15 protein-coding genes are annotated in these 16,793 nt (G+C 39.3%); 1 reads left to right on the plus strand and 14 read right to left on the minus strand.

The annotated features are described in order from the left end of the window. Positions 1-54 precede the first annotated feature (54 nt). A complete protein-coding gene (gene recG / locus IWC72_RS17560) occupies positions 55-2,160 on the plus strand; it encodes an ATP-dependent DNA helicase RecG (RefSeq protein WP_194530682.1) in 2,106 nt (701 codons plus the stop codon). Between the two features lie 91 nt (positions 2,161-2,251). Here recG and IWC72_RS17565 read toward each other — a convergent pair whose 3' ends face one another. The 14 genes from IWC72_RS17565 to IWC72_RS17630 form a co-directional block, all read right to left on the minus strand. Further along, entirely contained in the window at positions 2,252-5,893 is a 3,642-nt protein-coding gene (locus IWC72_RS17565) for a PKD domain-containing protein (protein ID WP_194530683.1), read from the minus strand. 203 nt (positions 5,894-6,096) lie between these two features. Beyond that, positions 6,097-6,633 (minus strand): conjugal transfer protein TraO, encoded by a 537-nt coding sequence (locus IWC72_RS17570; protein WP_194530684.1) that lies wholly within the window; start codon positions 6,631-6,633, stop codon positions 6,097-6,099. Further along, a complete protein-coding gene (locus IWC72_RS17575) occupies positions 6,630-7,643 on the minus strand; it encodes a DUF4138 domain-containing protein (RefSeq protein ID WP_194530685.1) in 1,014 nt (337 codons plus the stop codon). Before IWC72_RS17575 ends, IWC72_RS17570 begins: the two co-directional genes overlap by 4 nt. 268 nt (positions 7,644-7,911) lie before the next feature. Further along, positions 7,912-8,478: a hypothetical protein gene (locus IWC72_RS17580; protein WP_194530686.1), complete on the minus strand. Its 567-nt coding sequence runs from the start codon at positions 8,476-8,478 to the stop codon at positions 7,912-7,914. Positions 8,479-8,646: 168 nt separating this feature from the next. Then, positions 8,647-9,072 (minus strand): hypothetical protein, encoded by a 426-nt coding sequence (locus tag IWC72_RS17585; RefSeq protein WP_194530687.1) that lies wholly within the window; start codon positions 9,070-9,072, stop codon positions 8,647-8,649. Positions 9,073-9,247: 175 nt separating this feature from the next. Next, a complete protein-coding gene (locus tag IWC72_RS17590) occupies positions 9,248-9,634 on the minus strand; it encodes a hypothetical protein (RefSeq protein WP_194530688.1) in 387 nt (128 codons plus the stop codon). Between the two features lie 331 nt (positions 9,635-9,965). Further along, the gene (locus IWC72_RS17595) at positions 9,966-10,913 is read right to left on the minus strand and encodes a hypothetical protein (RefSeq protein WP_194530689.1); all 948 of its coding nucleotides are present in this window, start codon (positions 10,911-10,913) and stop codon (positions 9,966-9,968) included. A 9-nt stretch (positions 10,914-10,922) separates the two neighbouring features. Next, on the minus strand, positions 10,923-11,315 hold the full coding sequence (locus IWC72_RS17600; RefSeq protein WP_194530690.1) for a hypothetical protein: 393 nt from the start codon (positions 11,313-11,315) through the stop codon (positions 10,923-10,925). Then, on the minus strand, positions 11,296-12,327 hold the full coding sequence (locus IWC72_RS17605) for a hypothetical protein (RefSeq protein ID WP_194530691.1): 1,032 nt from the start codon (positions 12,325-12,327) through the stop codon (positions 11,296-11,298). Before IWC72_RS17605 ends, IWC72_RS17600 begins: the two co-directional genes overlap by 20 nt. 4 nt (positions 12,328-12,331) lie before the next feature. Further along, positions 12,332-12,721 carry a type VI secretion system tube protein TssD gene (tssD, locus tag IWC72_RS17610; RefSeq protein ID WP_194530692.1) on the minus strand — a complete coding sequence of 130 codons (390 nt, stop codon included), beginning with the start codon at positions 12,719-12,721 and terminating at the stop codon, positions 12,332-12,334. Between the two features lie 144 nt (positions 12,722-12,865). Then, entirely contained in the window at positions 12,866-14,224 is a 1,359-nt protein-coding gene (locus tag IWC72_RS17615; protein ID WP_194530693.1) for a DUF5458 family protein, read from the minus strand. 6 nt (positions 14,225-14,230) lie between these two features. After that, complete coding sequence (locus tag IWC72_RS17620) at positions 14,231-14,683, minus strand: hypothetical protein (RefSeq protein ID WP_194527491.1); 453 nt, start codon at positions 14,681-14,683, stop codon at positions 14,231-14,233. Positions 14,684-14,996: 313 nt separating this feature from the next. Beyond that, complete coding sequence (gene tssD, locus IWC72_RS17625) at positions 14,997-15,386, minus strand: type VI secretion system tube protein TssD (RefSeq protein ID WP_194527492.1); 390 nt, start codon at positions 15,384-15,386, stop codon at positions 14,997-14,999. 372 nt (positions 15,387-15,758) lie between these two features. After that, entirely contained in the window at positions 15,759-16,778 is a 1,020-nt protein-coding gene (locus IWC72_RS17630; RefSeq protein WP_194527493.1) for a PKD domain-containing protein, read from the minus strand. Positions 16,779-16,793 lie beyond the last annotated feature (15 nt).

Consider the following 16,793-nt stretch of genomic DNA (forward strand, 5'->3'; position numbering starts at 1 on the left):
TCAAATTTAGCATTTTAGTTTGTTGCAATTGTACCTATCACTTAATTTAGTCCCATGAACGCTAATTCCCTTCAGACTCCCATTGTATACTTAAAAGGTGTTGGACCAAACCGTGCCGAAACCCTACAGTTTGAATTGGGCATACATACATTTCAGGACTTACTTAATCTTTTCCCAAATAGGTATATTGATAAAACCCATTATTATAAAATTGGCCAGCTACAGCGTAGCAATGCGGATGTTCAGGTTATTGGTAAGATTGTACATATAAAAACCGTTGAGCAGAAAAAAGGCAAACGCCTTGTAGCCAGTTTTGTTGATGATACGGGAGAAATGGAGCTGGTCTGGTTTAGAGGACAAAAATGGATTCGGGAAAACATAAAGTTGAACACTCCTTATGTGATTTTCGGGAAGTGCAACTGGTTTAATGGTAAATTTTCAATGCCGCATCCGGAAATGGAACTTCAAAAAGACCACGAACAAGGTCTTAAAATAGCCATGCAACCCGTTTACCCTTCCACGGAAAAATTGAGTAATAGAGGAATTTCCAACCGAGTGATCAGTAAACTTATTCAACAAATATTTATTGAATCCAAAGGTCGGTTCACAGAAACACTTTCCGAAAAATTGTTATTTGAACTGAAACTTCTACCGAAAAATGAATCTTTATTTAACATCCATTTTCCAAAAAATCAAGAGTTATTAGCCAAAGCACAATTCCGACTAAAGTTTGAAGAACTCTTTTATATTCAAATGCAGTTGATTGCCAAAAACATGCTTCACAAGCAGAAAATAAAAGGCTTTAATTTTGATCAGGTAGGGACAATTTTTAATGAATTCTACAAAAACCATTTACCTTTTGAACTCACAGGCGCTCAAAAAAGAGTAATCAAAGAAATTAGAGGGGACTTGGGAAGCAATGCGCAAATGAACCGTTTGCTACAAGGTGATGTGGGTTCAGGAAAGACCATAGTTGCGGTAATGACCATGCTCTTGGCCATAGATAACGGTTACCAAGCCTGTTTAATGGCACCCACAGAAATTTTGGCAAATCAACATTATACGGGTATTTCGGAATTACTGGAAGGTACCGGTATTACATGCGCCCTTTTAACCGGTTCCGTTAAAAAATCGGCTCGTCGCCCTATTCATGAACAATTGGAAAGCGGAGAACTACAGATTCTTATCGGCACCCATGCTCTCCTTGAGGATAAAGTGAAATTTAAAAATTTAGGTTTGGCCATAGTGGATGAACAACACCGTTTTGGTGTGGCGCAGCGCTCTAAACTCTGGCATAAAAATGAAATTCCACCTCATATCTTAGTAATGACAGCTACACCTATACCTCGAACATTGGCCATGAGCCTTTATGGAGATTTAGACGTTTCGACTATTGATGAGCTTCCGCCTGGTAGAAAACCCATAAAAACGGTACATAGATATGACAGCAACCGATTAAAAGTATTTCAATTTATTCGAGATGAAATAAAAAAAGGGCGCCAAGTTTACATCGTATATCCTCTTATTCAAGAATCCGAAGCACTGGATTATAAAGATTTAATGGACGGTTATGAAAGCATTGCACGTGACTTTCCAATGCCAGATTATCAAATTTCGATTGTCCACGGTAAAATGAAACCAGCGGACAAAGATTATGAAATGGAGCGCTTTGTAAAAGGCGAAACACAAATTATGGTTGCCACAACGGTTATTGAAGTTGGGGTTAACGTTCCCAATGCTTCAGTAATGATCATCGAGAGTGCCGAGCGATTTGGACTATCACAGTTGCACCAGCTTCGCGGTCGTGTAGGTCGCGGTGCCGACCAAAGTTTTTGCATATTAATGACAAGTCACAAATTGTCTACGGAAGCTAAAACTCGCCTCCAGACCATGGTGCAAACCAACGACGGATTTGAAATAGCAGAAGTAGATTTAAAACTACGTGGACCCGGAGATATTATGGGCACACAACAGAGCGGCGTACTCAACCTAAAGATTGCCGATATTGTAAAAGACAACGATATTTTAAAAACGGCCCGTTACCATGCTATCCAACTTTTAAAAGAAGACCCCGCACTCGAAAAACCAGAAAATCTAGTCATTAGGCATGCTTATTCTCAACTTATGAAATATAAAAATATTTGGAATTATATAAGTTGACTATTTCCTATGGTTTGGCTCAATATTTAAGAAAGTGAGTGATGCATAAAACAGTGCAGTTTATAACATATATTAAATAATACAATTATTATTAGTCAGTGACCACGCGTGCCGAAACTACGCCACTATTCTGTGTTGGGTTATTGACCTCCAAAGAATAGTCATAAACACCAAAGGTATATGAACTCGTGCTACGTATACCCTGAACACCAGATTGACTACTTGTTGAATTATATATATCTCCATCTATTACTAGCGTTCCAGATGCATTCGCCCCAATACCGGTTATTAATTCAACTATAAGTGTAAAAACTACAGGAGTTCCTGTAATTGTAATGGTGCCCATGACTTCACTTCCTCCTGCAGAACCTGGATAACTGACAGAAGAACTAGGGTCTATAATTACGAAATTTCTAGGGTTTACAGTAAAAGTAAATGTATCAGATAATTCCCCATCACTAACTGTTAGAGAGGCATTGTAAATTCCCGCACTTGAGTATGTATGATTTGGATTAGCAATATTTGAAGTATTTCCATCTCCGAACACCCAAGAATATGTTAATGGATCAGAATTTGAATCTGTAGAATTGCTACCCGTAAATTCTATAATATACCCAAGAATACCTGTTCTTTGACTAAATGTTGCAACTGCTACAGGGGCGTCGTTCGGTGCAGGGTTCACCGTAACGATGATATCGTCCGTATCGCTGAGTGCCGGGGTCCCATCGTCCGTCACTGTCAGCCTGAACGTATAGCTTCCTTCCGTCAAGCTTGTTACCGAGGTACTTACGCTCCCCGGGGCGGCAATCGTCGCCGTTGTGGGACCGCTGACCTGTGTCCAAGCGTACGAAGCAATCGTACCGGGGGCGGTATCACTGCTTCCAGATCCGTCCAACGTTACCGAACTCGCGGGAAGGGTAATGGCCTGGTCCGGACCGGCATCCGCTACGGGAGCTACGTTGGGCAAGGCGCCCACCGTTATAATAATATCGTCCGTATCGCTGAGTGCCGGGGTTCCATCGTCCGTCACCGTCAGCCTGAACGTATAGCTTCCTTCCGTCAAGCCTGTTACCGAGGTACTTACGCTCCCCGGGGCGGCAATCGTCGCCGTTGTGGGACCGCTGACCTGTGTCCAAGCGTACGAGGCAATCGTTCCGGGGGCGGTATCACTGCTTCCTGAACCGTTCAATGTTACCGAACTCGTAGGCAAGGTGATGGACTGTTCGGGACCGGCATCCGCTACGGGAGCTACGTTGGGCAAGGCGCCCACCATTATAACAATATCGTCCGTATCACTGAGTGCCGGGGTCCCATCGTCCGTCACCGTCAGCCTGAACGTATAGTTTCCTTCCCCTAAGCCCGTTACCGAGGTACTTACGCTCCCCGGGGCGGCAATCGTCGCCGTTGTGGGACCGCTGACCTGTGTCCAAGCGTACGAGGCAATCGTTCCGGGGGCGGTATCACTGCTTCCAGAACCGGCCAACGTTACCGAACTCGCGGGAAGGGTAATGGCCTGGTCCGGACCGGCATCCGCTACGGGAGCTACGTTGGGCAAGGCCCCCACCGTTATAACGATATCGTCCGTATCGCTGAGTGCCGGGGTCCCATCGTCGGTCACGGTCAGCCTGAACGTATAGTTTCCTTCCCCTAAGCCCGTTACCGATGTACTTACGCTCCCCGGGGCGGCAATCGTCGCCGTTGTGGGACCGCTGACCTGTGTCCAAGCGTACGAAGCAATCGTACCGGGGGCGGTATCACTGCTTCCAGATCCGTCCAACGTTACCGAACTCGCGGGAAGGGTAATGGCCTGGTCCGGACCGGCATCCGCTACGGGAGCTACGTTGGGCAAGGCGCCCACCGTTATAATAATATCGTCCGTATCGCTGAGTGCCGGGGTTCCATCGTCCGTCACCGTCAGCCTGAACGTATAGCTTCCTTCCGTCAAGCCCGTTACCGAGGTACTTACGCTCCCCGGGGCAGCAATCGTCGCCGTTGTGGGACCGCTGACCTGTGTCCAAGCGTAAGAGGCGATCGTTCCGGGGGCGGTATCACTGCTTCCAGATCCGTCCAACGTTACCGAACTCGCGGGAAGGGTAATGGCCTGGTCCGGACCGGCATCCGCTACGGGAGCTACGTTGGGCAAGGCGCCCACCGTTATAACAATATCGTCCGTATCACTGAGTGCCGGGGTTCCATCGTCCGTCACCGTCAGCCTGAACGTATAGCTTCCTTCCGTCAAGCTTGTTACCGAGGTACTTACGCTCCCCGGGGCAGCAATCGTCGCCGTTGTGGGACCGCTGACCTGTGTCCAAGCGTACGAGGCGATCGTACCGGGGGCGGTATCACTGCTTCCAGATCCGTCCAACGTTACCGAACTCGCGGGAAGGGTAATGGCCTGGTCCGGACCGGCATCCGCTACGGGAGCTACGTTGGGCAAGGCGCCCACCGTTATAACAATATCGTCCGTATCACTAAGGGACGGGGTTCCATCGTCCGTCACCGTCAGCCTGAACGTATAGCTTCCTTCCGTCAAGCCTGTTACCGAGGTACTTACGCTCCCCGGGGCGGCAATCGTCGCCGTTGTTGGACCGCTGACCTGTGTCCAGGCGTACGAGGCGATCGTTCCGGGGGCGGTATCACTGCTTCCAGATCCGTCCAACGTTACCGAACTCGCGGGAAGGGTAATGGCCTGGTCCGGACCGGCATCCGCTACGGGAGCTACGTTCGCTTGTGGGGCTATTGTTACAGTAACCGTTGCAGAATCGTCATTGCCCGGGTTACCGTCGTTAATGGTATAGCCGAACGTGGCATCCCCGGTATAATCACCGGAACTGGTAAATACGATTTCCTGACCATCGATTGTAAACGAACCTGCATTTTCAGGTTGTACCCCAAGAACACCGGATATAACCAGGTCGGAATTTGGATTATCAACATCTGAATCGTTATCGATGACATTGATGCGTACGGTTTCTCCCAATTCTACTGCGGTTGTATCATCATTGGCGATAGGTGCTTGGTTTTCAGTAACGGTAACGTTGACCGTCCAAACTCTTTCATCAGTATTTTCAGCGGTAACGGTATAAGTAACGGGGCTCGAAAAATCCTGTATATCTCCTATCGCGGGAGTCACCGTGGCATTGGGGGAAATATTCAATACCGATGGGGCCGTATTCAAGTCGGTGCCATCGGGAACGGTAACCGTTATCGTACTGGTCGTATCGTCAATATCCACATCGGTCTGACCTTTCAGTTCAAAGGCGGTTATTTCGTTCAGGTCGCTTCCCGTAGGGGCGGAAACGGTCACGTTCACGGTCCATACCTGTTCCGTCCCGTTTTCCGCGGTGACGGTATAGGTTACCTGTGAACCAAAATCCTGTAGTTCATCGACTGCCGGTGAAAAGGTAGCCCCAAGGGAAACCTCTAAAAGTTGTGGTGCAACGTTAAGGTCCGTTCCGTCCGGTACATTGACCGTTATCGTATTGTTCGCCGTATCGATATCGGCACTGTTCTGGATAGGGAGTGCAAAACCCGTTATAGCATTGGCCCCACTACCCGAAGGAGGCAATACCGTAACATTGACCGTCCACTCCTGGGTATCGCCGTTTTCTGCGGTGACCGTNTCGGTAAGCTCGAACTCCACCTCGGTGATAAGGCCCACCTCCTTGGTGCACGCCAACGCTATTAAAAAAAGACTGAAACAGCAGACTGAAACCTTAAGGTACTTCTTCATTTTTCCGAGGGACTATCTATTCTTTTTTTTAAACACCGCAAACGGTAGAACTCTCTTTTTGACAAGAAAGTCCTACAAGATATGGAATCGGTTTAAATTATATACACCCTTACATCCATTTTGGACCCAACTATCGATGAAACGTATGATTTATGGATAAGAGGAAATAATATGTACGACTTTTTTAACTGCATAATCTGCAATCAATTAAAATAGTACCTGATTCCCAATCCGCTATAATTCGTAAGATTTCCAAAATCGCTGTTTACATGGTAAAATTCGGAGGTCTTTACCAATAAGGAAAGGTGTTCGGTAAGTATAATGTCCAAATCGGCCGTAACTACTGCTCCGAAAATAAATTTACTCTCTCCGTCAACTGAAATAATATTATTTAATTCTACATTACCATTGTTCACCGACTCATAACCAGCTAAGGCTCCACCACCCAATGAAAGGGACTGCATTTTCCTGTTCCTGTTCCAGACTGTAAGAAAGTAAGAATAGCTCGCTGTGACACTTGTATATGGGATACTTGCAGATCCACTTTTATAATTTGTAGAAGTGCCATTTAGTGCTATTTGGGTGTAGGTATTTTCACTCAGGTTAGTATTGTAAGTTATCTCTCCTCCATAGCCATCACCAAATAAACCACCGGATACCGAAAATGTATTGGAATACGTTTGAGAAAAAACTACTATAGGAAAACATAGCAATAAAAGTAAAACCGTGATATGTTTCAATTCGAGGGAGAATTAATTAGTAAATAATCGAGTGGTAGTATTACCATGTTATCGCTATTCGCATCGGCTAAAACTACAGAGATTTTTTCTCTGGCGCTAATATTAAAATTTTTAAACACATATACAACTTCATTGATGCCTTCAGGATCTATACTTTCTTGAAGATTAAAAGTATATAATGGATTCATAATTTTCTCAAGTTGTCCAACCTTAGATTTTTTAAAGAAGCTTAGCCCTGCAATATCATATTTCTTTTTTGAGTTGTTCTCTATTTGTACTACAAAATATTTTTCGTTCCGATCCACCAAAATATTATTAAGGCGCACGGAAATTTTTTTATTCTGTCTAAAACTTCTTTTAAAAACGGTTTTCTGCAGATAGTTATTTTCGCAATAAATACGATAATACTCTTCACGATCTACATCATATAAATCCTCTTCCCCACTCTCAGCATTACTTTCAAACCTGGATTCTTGAGCCATACTGCCATTCTGCTGTATCGGAACATCTGTGACCTGTATTTGACTAATTCCATCATCTAGTTTGCTCTCTTCTGGAATATTTTGTGATGACTCTTCATAGGTTGCATCACTTATTTGATGCTGACTATTAGGAGATTTTTCTGCAACTTCAGGTTTTTGCGAACTATTGTTGTTACTTGGTATGGTTCTACTTATAGCTTGATCTTTTGTTAAAATAAAACTGAATTCCGGTACTTCCTCTGCATAACTCAGTGCAAACGAATAAATATAGCCCTCTTCAGTAATAACCAAAAGATTACTTGGCCTACCATTCTTACCTTTAAGCAACCCTATATTAGAACCGCTCTCATAAATAAATGTAAAATTTGCCGCAGGCTCTACAACCTTTTTAATATTAGATGGAAAAAAAATCGTGGTCGTTACAAAATCATTAGTTTTTACAGCAATTGGAGTCTGGGACCAAAGCGTAGAATAATTAAACAAAAAACTGCCTAGAAAAAGAATTAACAAAGTAGGGAACGACTTCATAAGTAGGTCTAATTTCTTTCAACAATGTTTAGGTATCTTACATAAGAATGTAAAACGAAAAATACAAAAATACGAATTAACAGGAGAACAATGCAAATAATCGATGAACAGAGAAGTTTGCTGGTTTTAGGTGGTTCTATATAGTTAAACAACGGAATTAAGTTTGAGAAAGAGGATAAAGTTAAAGTTTTTAATACCGGCCAAATTCAAGACAGTATCCAAAATTTTGTGTAAACAGAATTTTGGATACTGTCTATTTAAGATTAGTTCAATCAATTTCTTGAAATTCCCATTCTATAACTCTTGCTTGGGGAAAATCTTCTGCTGGCAAACCCATTGCCCGAGATTGTTCATTTACTAAAAATGCTTTAAAATAAGTATCCGATGTATTCAAGAGATTTAAGTGAATATCAGTAATCGGTTTTATGTTAGTCCACTGGTCTTCCGACTTATAGTCTGAGAAATAGGAATTTGAGTAGTCAATATTAGTTATAATGGAGTCATTAGCTCGTTTGTAAAGTTGGTTCAACGGCATATCTTTCCATTCCTCCAAAAACCCTTTTACCCTTTTAGAAACATACTCTACCGTACCGTTGGTCTTTTTGGGTATTGCAACCTGAATTCTTGCTATTTTTAAATAAGATGGACATTTCTCCATCAAATTCGTAACAAAATCTGTTGCGAAAGCGTAACCTATTTTCTTTTCGTCGGTCGATTTTATTTCTTGAGCTATTCCTTTTCTAACCGTTTTAATTAAATCAGTGTTTTCACTGTTTATCGTTTTAGCAGCCACTAGCATATCTTCTAAAATAACTTGGTGAGATTTCCCATTCATTTCTATGTTTTCAATGGCTTTGCAATATTTTTGTGAAAGTTTTTCAACCAAAACATCTTTATCTTGGGCTTGACAGCTTATTAAAAGTAAAAAAAATATTGCTCGATAAGATTTGTTGAAATTCATATAGCTCTAGGAAATATTGTTTTTCTTCTCTATTTAAAGATATCAATTAATTATTTCCAGATGACTTAAATCAGCCTCAACTCGTTCATACGTGGCGGTATCAACTTCATTCGGTTGTTTTATGACCATTAAACTATCTCTAAATGTCACGATTTCATATAATGGGTCTCCGTTTGAGTAGACCGTGTTGTCAAGGATTTTATATTTTGAGCGAAACCCCATGCCTACCTTATATTCGATTAATTGTCCTTTACTCTCAAAAACCAAATAAAAATGATCCATGCCGTCCCCGTCTTCCGATTCATCATTCGATGCTTCGATAACATCTTCACCATCTATTCTCATGGTAAAGCCTATTTCCGGTTTTGAACGGCGCTCATAATGCCAAGTTCCGTATAAATTCACTTCACTTTCTTGACTTGACGCAACAAATGATAACAACATAATAAAAACAATAAGGTACCTCATTATTATTTGTATCTATAATATTTATTTTCCCAACTAAATTTTAGTTTTATACATCTTATACTTCCCTATGACCATATGGATGTATTCTGATATTTGTAGAACAATACACTGCCTTTACGTGAATGGTCATTTTATTTTACCGTTTTCTCATTTCAAAAAACTATGATAAACCAACTTAATTTCTTGATAATTTTTGTTTACTATTAGGCAATTTAAACCCTGCAGCTTTTATTTGAATTGTATCGGTTATCAGAAGCCCTTGCAGTAATTCAGAATGTTCAGGATTACTCGTAGAGTATTTTACCGTATAGTAATCACCGACTTTTACGTTGTGAGCATTATCATAAGAATTACTATTTTCATAAACCTGACCCGACACATAATAGCGGTAGTAAATATATTCTCCTGATGTAATACCTTCCATATAGTCATAAACAAAACCTATGGTATATTCTGCATTTGAATTTATATCATTTTTAATATACCTAGAAACAAAATAAGTTGTCAATAATAAAAAGCCCACCACTATAAGAACTCTAATTTTATTTTTATCCAAAATCATTCCCGAAATAAATTATTATTCTTTGGAATCTTTATTAGCATTATTTTTTTTAGCCGTAGAAATCAACGTTTATATAGTAAATTGACCTCCGTAATTATATAAGGCCCGCAAAGTCCCTGGAAATTGCTCCATAGGTTTTCCCACTGTGGAAACAAATGAACTAGATACCTTTTTTCCCGCTAGCGCTCGCATCTCTTGAGTGCCGACTATGCTACTCACATTACCATTTTCATCTTATTACCTAATAATACAAAAGATTTCAGATAGATTTCATACCTGTTCTTACTTTGTAAGGCATTCATTGCAAACGAGCGCTATAGAAGGAAACAATCTACTTAAATTTTATCGTAGAAGTCAATTGATTGAATTTTTCAATATTCTCCTGAAAGTTTTCTTTCGCACTCCCCATTATAGCCAAGGCTCTTCTGCCATCTTGGATAACAGTAAATACTATCTGGGTTTCCACACCTTCAGATTCGCCATAAACCAATTCTTGAAAACAATGGTAACCATTTATGTTATCTTTTGATGTTTGTTTTCTACCAGTAACTTTAAACCCTTTCTCAATACTAGAGTTTATGACGTTGTCGACTATAAAATTTAAATTGGGATTAGCAGGATCAACGAGCATTTGGTTTATAATATATGAAGAACTTGTGTTGTGAGGGTATTCTCCGTTTTCAGTAAAGTGAAATATTTCATTAGCCTGAAAAAATAGTTCGAAGCCACTTTTTTCTACATCAACGGAAAAAAATGCTGCTTCCATCGCGCCTATTTCTCGGTCTTTGTCATATTTTATGCTTTTAAATGAATTTATTATATGACTAACTTCAGTGTTATTAGTATTGTTCGTAACAGCAACCGCTAATACAGAAAAAAAAGCATCGCCAAAAACTAAGGTAACCGCTCGGTTTGCATAGTCACTATTGGTAACGAGCACTTTTCCATAGTAATCATCAATTATCGTTTCTTCAAAGTCATATACAATTGCTCCTATTTTCTCATATGCTTTTTTGGAATATTTGTTAGAATCCGCATAATAATCTGTACCATACATATCATAAAAGCGGATAATCTCATTATCACCGTTTTCAAGACCAATAAAATCTTTTGATAGTTGAAACCCTGAAGGGGGTTCAAGGTATATTCTCGTACCGGGAATTAACGTTAGACCTCCTTCTGTTTTATCGCTGACAAGGTTCTTTTGAGACGAACAAAGCGATGTAAAAAGAAATAATGAAATTAACCACAAAGATATCTTAAGATTTTTCCGTTTCATGTGAACTACCTAGTATTCCTGAAACCTGTTCTTTTTCTTTTTAGGCAAAGAAAATCCCGCTTTTTTAATTATGATGGTATCAGTAACGGGTTGTTCTAATAAAATCTCACTCCAACCAGAATTTTCTTTAGAATATTTCACAGAATAAAATCGGTTTTTATATTTCGAAAAAGAACCTTCGAATTTTTTACTACCGCTGTACAACTTACCTCCTACATAATAATCGTAAAAAAGACTTGGAGAAGATTTAATCAATTTTTGGACACCGCTGACTTTACCAACAACAATTTTAAATTGTTTATTAATGGTATGCTTTTTATAACTAACATAGCCTTGTGCTGCAATTAAAAATAAGACAACAATTAAAATGGGAATATATTTCTTATTTATCTTTCTCTTCATTATTAGAACTTATAGTGCGTATACCCAAAGTAATAAGAATATTTCCAGTTTTATCTACCACGGTACCTATGGGTTTAGAGAATTTTTTAATCGGGGTTGAAACTAAGTTACCAAACTTTTCGCCTGTATATCCTCCCAATCTGCTTGTACCATAGTTTAGCATAGAATCATCAAACGAATTGACTTTAAGACCATTATCAAAATCAAAATCAAAGACAGAACCCAAAGCGGATGCCGTAGGCTTGGATAAAACTGTAGCTATACCAATATCTCCCCAATCTAAATGAGATAATCCAAATTTTGCATCAATCCCGTCGTTGATTAGAATATTGCTAATGTACTGATCACCAAACTCCGAAGCTCCATTAACCGCGGCGACTCTTCCTGAATTTAACGCAAAAGCTTTACCTAACGATGAACTTAAAGAAGTAGCCGCACTACTCTTACTCGCCATAACCATAAGAGGCACTGTTTCTGCTGCTGCTATTATCGCCAAGGGCAATCCTATAGTAACCGAAATAATCTTTTTTTCATCTACGTTGTCAAACGCTCTCCAAATTTTAGCATCTTCTTTTTCACTTACGGTAATCTTCATCATATCAGCAAATAATTTTTTAGAACTAGATATGATATCGCCTATTTCTTTACTTGAAATATCGTACTGCTGTATGCGTTGTTGTCCATAAGATGAACCATGTGAAAATTTTGATTCAATCATCACCTGTTCGTGATCAACTATAAAATATCGATTATGGTTCAGGCTATTTCTAAAAGCTTCAATATGAAATAGTTCACCGTCATCTTTAAAAAAATACCAATCATACGTCTTAGTATTAGTTCTTTTTATTTCAGCGGTCAAATAACGTTGAAGGCTTTTTACTGCAACTTTCTTAATTTTGCTTTTATCAGCAAGAGTCAGTTTTTTGTTCTTTGAAAGACGCACGTTTGCTAGCGACTTGTTAAGTTCCCGCTTTAACCTTTGCTGACGTGATTTTTGGGTTAGAGCATCCATAGGCTTATTCTCCCCAACTGTTTTCAAAAACCATATCACCTACTGTAATCGATTTTGCAGAGATAACTATCCGTTTTTGCATAGGCATTTCGTCATTTGCATCAAACTCTTCCTCAAGACTAACACAATAGGCTTTAGAGAATTTAACTTCCTGTAGCTTTGACATGGCATCCCGTTTAAAGAAAACAATAGCCCCATCTTTTGTCTGTTCAGGCTCCTTCATCCAGTGAAAAAGATCATACTTGCCTTGCGACTCAATGGTTACAGAAATCTGACCGCCTAAAGGTTTTCCTGCCGGCTTACCCGTACCATCCATGGGCTGTTCAAAATTATAAATACAATGAAGCACATTATATATCTGCCCGTCAACAGTAAGTTTTGCTAAAAATGACATAATTTTTCAGGTTTTAAAAATAGCGGGGTATTGTTTATAGGTTCACTTTTGAGCAAAAACCATCCTAACCAAAACCCAAGTTTTTGTTTATTATTCTCTATCACAAGACTTTAGAAGCAGTAGCTTCGTTCAGAATTGTCCTATTTACTGTTGTGCGTACTCCGTATCCCAATCCGTACCTTCATCTCCTTTTTGACCATCCATTTTGATCATAAAGTTTTTGGCCGGGAAATAAGGTTTTAGACGTACATCTAAATAAATACGGTCTTTTTGGTTCGGGTCTTGCTCAAACCTACGGATCTCAAAATTCTCTATTAGTTTATCCGGTCCTGTAATATCATCTAAAAACCGTACAATCTGTGACTGAATCTCGTTACGAGTTCTTGTTGTAAAATTCTCGAAGGCTCTACGGTTCAGAAAGTCCATTAACACCTTGGCTACATAATCAAACACACGAACTACAGAATACGTCTGAAGACCTAAATTGTCTCCATTAAAAAGGGTCTTGGCAGAAAATGCCATTACCTTACCATATTCGTTCACCATAGGCACCAAACCTAGATTCTCAAGATTGGCAATTTCGCTTTTTCTTAGATCAAAGCTTACACCATCTACCTCACTAAGGCCACCGTGCTTTTTACCCGCAGTTACCTGAGACATTAGGGTTTTGTAAATTTTACCGGCAAGTGCTCCAGAAGGCGGTACATGTACATCTTCTTCTTCACCTACTTCATCATGTTTGCCACGGCCTACCAACCAGTTACAGGTCATAATGGTATTGGACAAGTACATATCTCCACTAGCAAGATTGGCACTTTCAAACATTTCCATAACATCGTCCGGCTCATCTAAATGCGCAAAATCCGTTACCAAGGTTACCTTATTGTCATGAGCTACCTTCGCCCATTTATCTACTACGGATTTAGAGCCCAAGTATCCAGGAAGCACCATAAGTGAATAGTTCTCACGAAGGTCTAAACGATCGTATTTGGAAACCAGTTCTTCACGTATATGATCAAAGAAACGGGTGTTGTCCAAATCCGTAAGTTGGTCTAGTTCCGCGTTGATAATAGAAACGTTCTTTAAAGAAGGTAAATCCGTATTTTTATAGAACAAAGCTACGGAACGGTAAGAGGTTTCCAACTCTCGTGTTTCCTCTAGAGCTGCCTTTAAGTTTTTTGTAAGTACCTGTTGTGATAAAGCTGCCTTATCATCTGCTGCTTGTACCAAATCTATGATATCATCACCAGACTTAAGGGTTTCTGACCAAAGTTCTAATTTCTTTAAAAGCTCTTCGCGCTCTTGCTTCTTATTGTTTTCGGTAAGGAACATTTTTCTTCGTGCCTTACGATCGGGGTTTAAGTTCTGTACATCGTCAATGGCAGACTCCAAAAGGTCGTATCCACCGTATTTGACAAGTCCGTCCGATTTTTCCTTTATCTGTTGCGCAAAGGGCTTTTCACTAAGCTGAGCAGCTTTTTGGTTGTTCTGTGTATCGGCCATTTAAGTTTATTTAGTATTTTTAATTTCTTCGATCAAAGCATCTATGGTACCTACCAAAGATTTTTTAGCTTCAGGATCTTCTAAAGCGGCTTTCAAGATTTTATTGGTCTTTAATTGCTTAATGATTTTTTTGTATTGATCACTCTCAATTTCAAGCTCCTTTAAAAAAACACTATTATTAATAATGCCTTTTTTACCAAAATCACCCAGGTTTTTAAATTTCAGGGTTTCGTTTACGGTACCGCCGTTTTTATCTTCAAAAGGAATTTTGAGTTCGGGTTCGTAATGTTCAAAAATATCCTCAACGGTTCTTAGACCTTCTACCACTTCTGGCTTTACCGGTGCATTTGGGGTGAGCTTACCGGCAATTAAAGCTCTGTTCTGTGGAATTTCGTTCAAGGCTTCACTAGCATCGCCTTTTACTTCGTTACCACCAATACCTACGTTATCAATAGCCATATTTAATTTGTTTTAATTTCTAAATTTACTTAAAAAAAAGTTATGCGCAAATAAAGTAACCGATTGTACATAGGTAGGTTTTTTCCTTAATATTACCTAAACGTTATCTACGTATAGAAATACGACAATCAGTACTTTTGAATCATAAACTTTCCTAACAGCAATATTTAAAAGGCATTTATACGATATAGATTCATCACAATTACCTAGGAAACAGGTATGAAATGTAAAATTTAATAGTTCGTTGGTTAAAACAGTAAAAAAAAGGAGGCGTTTGCTTGCCTCCTTTTCATATTATAGATTGATAAATGGATTACATTACCCATTCGTTCTGGTGCTGACCACCACCAATACTCAATTCTTTTGCAGACAAAGTAAACGTCTCCGTTAAAGGATTGGTTCCAGAGGCATCAAAGTTTTCTCTGTACTTTACCATATAGGCTTCCGTAAACTTGATTTCTTTAAGTTTAGCGTCCGTATCTCTTTTTGTGTAAGTAATAGACCCATCTTTCTTACCGAAGTTATCCATCATTAATTCAACACCGGCAGTGTCGTCATTGGATTCTACAGTAACAGTAATCTTACCTCCTCTTGTTACAGAAGATGGACGACCTGTTGGATCTGTTTCTTGAAAAAGATCGTAGTTACAATTTAAGATGTTGTACTCTTTTCCTCCTAAATTCAATTTAGCTTTAAAAGACATAAAAAATAATTTTTGTGGTAATTAATACCTGATTAAATATATATAAACGTCAATAAGACAATGCTAAACTATTAAATATCTGATAGTCTCCAAATATTTTTCGATAAAGTGCAAGCTTTTATAAGTATTCGACATAAAAAATAACGTAGGAAAAAAGCTATTTTAATAATAGCAAATACCACTATATACTGAAGATAAATTCATTGCCAATATACCATTTTAACAGGGAACAATTCGTGAAGTAAACCTATTCCATAAACCTGAATTAAGACCCGATAAAAAATGCAAGTTTTTTAAAAAACCACTCTTCTTCCTCTTGTCGAGTCACACCAACCTAGTAATTCTTATATTAAGTCCGCACGAAAGCATCCACTAAAAACTCTTCCAGAACAATCCTTTTTTGGTCCGCATGTCAACTGTCATACTTTTTATACAACCAGTTTGCTTATCCCTATAGAGTTTAAGGCTATTGATTTCTATTTTAACGTCCCGTACCGCTTTAAAGAATTGGCTAACCGTAAAACGATCTCCGCTTTTATTGAAAACAGGAATGTTCGTTACACAAAAATAGTTTCGGATGCTAACGTCATCTAGATTTCTGACCGAGTACCTTAATAACATATCTTCTATCTCTTCATTTGAGATTTCAATATATGGAGGTTTGTCTACAGTATCTTCTTCTACAACTATAGGTTTCTCTTCTTTTGGGGCTTCAGGAATTGTTGCCAAAACATTTTCTATGGGCGCACTAGCATTTCTACTTCTACTAATTCTTACTTTCTTTTTGGAAGGGTATACCGTTAAAATACGCTTTGCCTCGTGTCTGCGATCACCATTCACCACAAGTAGAATCGTTTTTTCCCCGGGAGACTTGTAAGTATATGTTTCCCTTCTATCATTGCCGTCTACAGTTGCTGTTTCCCCAAAGCTCCATTGCCAAGAAGTAGCGAATTTGGAATCGTTAAAAAATTCGACTTCATCACCTACCCTAACCTGTTTTGGCAAAACAATATTGGGAATAAGCTTAGCATCACGCACTATCTTGTCCTTAGATATTACAATTTCACGAGATGCTACACATTCGCCATTCATTTGTAAAGAAATCGAATATTTACCAGGTTTTTTAAATTGATGAACAACGTCTGACCGGAACGCCTCAGGTTCATTGTCCCCAAAATTCCAAGTCCAGTTAAATCCTGAAGGATCCGTGCTTTTAAATTCTATTAAATCTTCAGTTGTGTAGGAATTGGAAATAATCTCAAAATCTACATTGCTACAATCAACCTCACTGTTCAAACGAAAAGAAAAAAGGGCTAATCCCGCAAAGAACAATACTAAAAAAGTGATAAACACGTTAAGGTCAAAGTGAGTTTTAATACTTTTATTATTCATAATTAATCTCTAATT

It is taken from the genome of Zobellia roscoffensis (assembly GCF_015330165.1).
In the GTDB taxonomy this organism is placed as follows: Bacteria; Bacteroidota; Bacteroidia; order Flavobacteriales; family Flavobacteriaceae; genus Zobellia; species Zobellia roscoffensis.

Coding starts and splice junctions, on each gene's coding strand:
- tssD (WP_194527492.1), bottom strand. CDS start 15,386: ATGTCTTTTAAAGCTAAATTGAATTTAGGAGGAAAAGAGTACAACATC.
- IWC72_RS17590 (WP_194530688.1), bottom strand. CDS start 9,634: ATGATTTTGGATAAAAATAAAATTAGAGTTCTTATAGTGGTGGGCTTT.
- IWC72_RS17595 (WP_194530689.1), bottom strand. CDS start 10,913: ATGAAACGGAAAAATCTTAAGATATCTTTGTGGTTAATTTCATTATTT.
- IWC72_RS17575 (WP_194530685.1), bottom strand. CDS start 7,643: ATGAAGTCGTTCCCTACTTTGTTAATTCTTTTTCTAGGCAGTTTTTTG.
- IWC72_RS17630 (WP_194527493.1), bottom strand. CDS start 16,778: ATGAATAATAAAAGTATTAAAACTCACTTTGACCTTAACGTGTTTATC.
- IWC72_RS17580 (WP_194530686.1), bottom strand. CDS start 8,478: ATGAATGGGAAATCTCACCAAGTTATTTTAGAAGATATGCTAGTGGCT.
- recG (WP_194530682.1), top strand. CDS start 55: ATGAACGCTAATTCCCTTCAGACTCCCATTGTATACTTAAAAGGTGTT.
- IWC72_RS17620 (WP_194527491.1), bottom strand. CDS start 14,683: ATGGCTATTGATAACGTAGGTATTGGTGGTAACGAAGTAAAAGGCGAT.
- IWC72_RS17605 (WP_194530691.1), bottom strand. CDS start 12,327: ATGGATGCTCTAACCCAAAAATCACGTCAGCAAAGGTTAAAGCGGGAA.
- IWC72_RS17615 (WP_194530693.1), bottom strand. CDS start 14,224: ATGGCCGATACACAGAACAACCAAAAAGCTGCTCAGCTTAGTGAAAAG.
- IWC72_RS17585 (WP_194530687.1), bottom strand. CDS start 9,072: ATGAGGTACCTTATTGTTTTTATTATGTTGTTATCATTTGTTGCGTCA.
- IWC72_RS17600 (WP_194530690.1), bottom strand. CDS start 11,315: ATGAAGAGAAAGATAAATAAGAAATATATTCCCATTTTAATTGTTGTC.
- tssD (WP_194530692.1), bottom strand. CDS start 12,721: ATGTCATTTTTAGCAAAACTTACTGTTGACGGGCAGATATATAATGTG.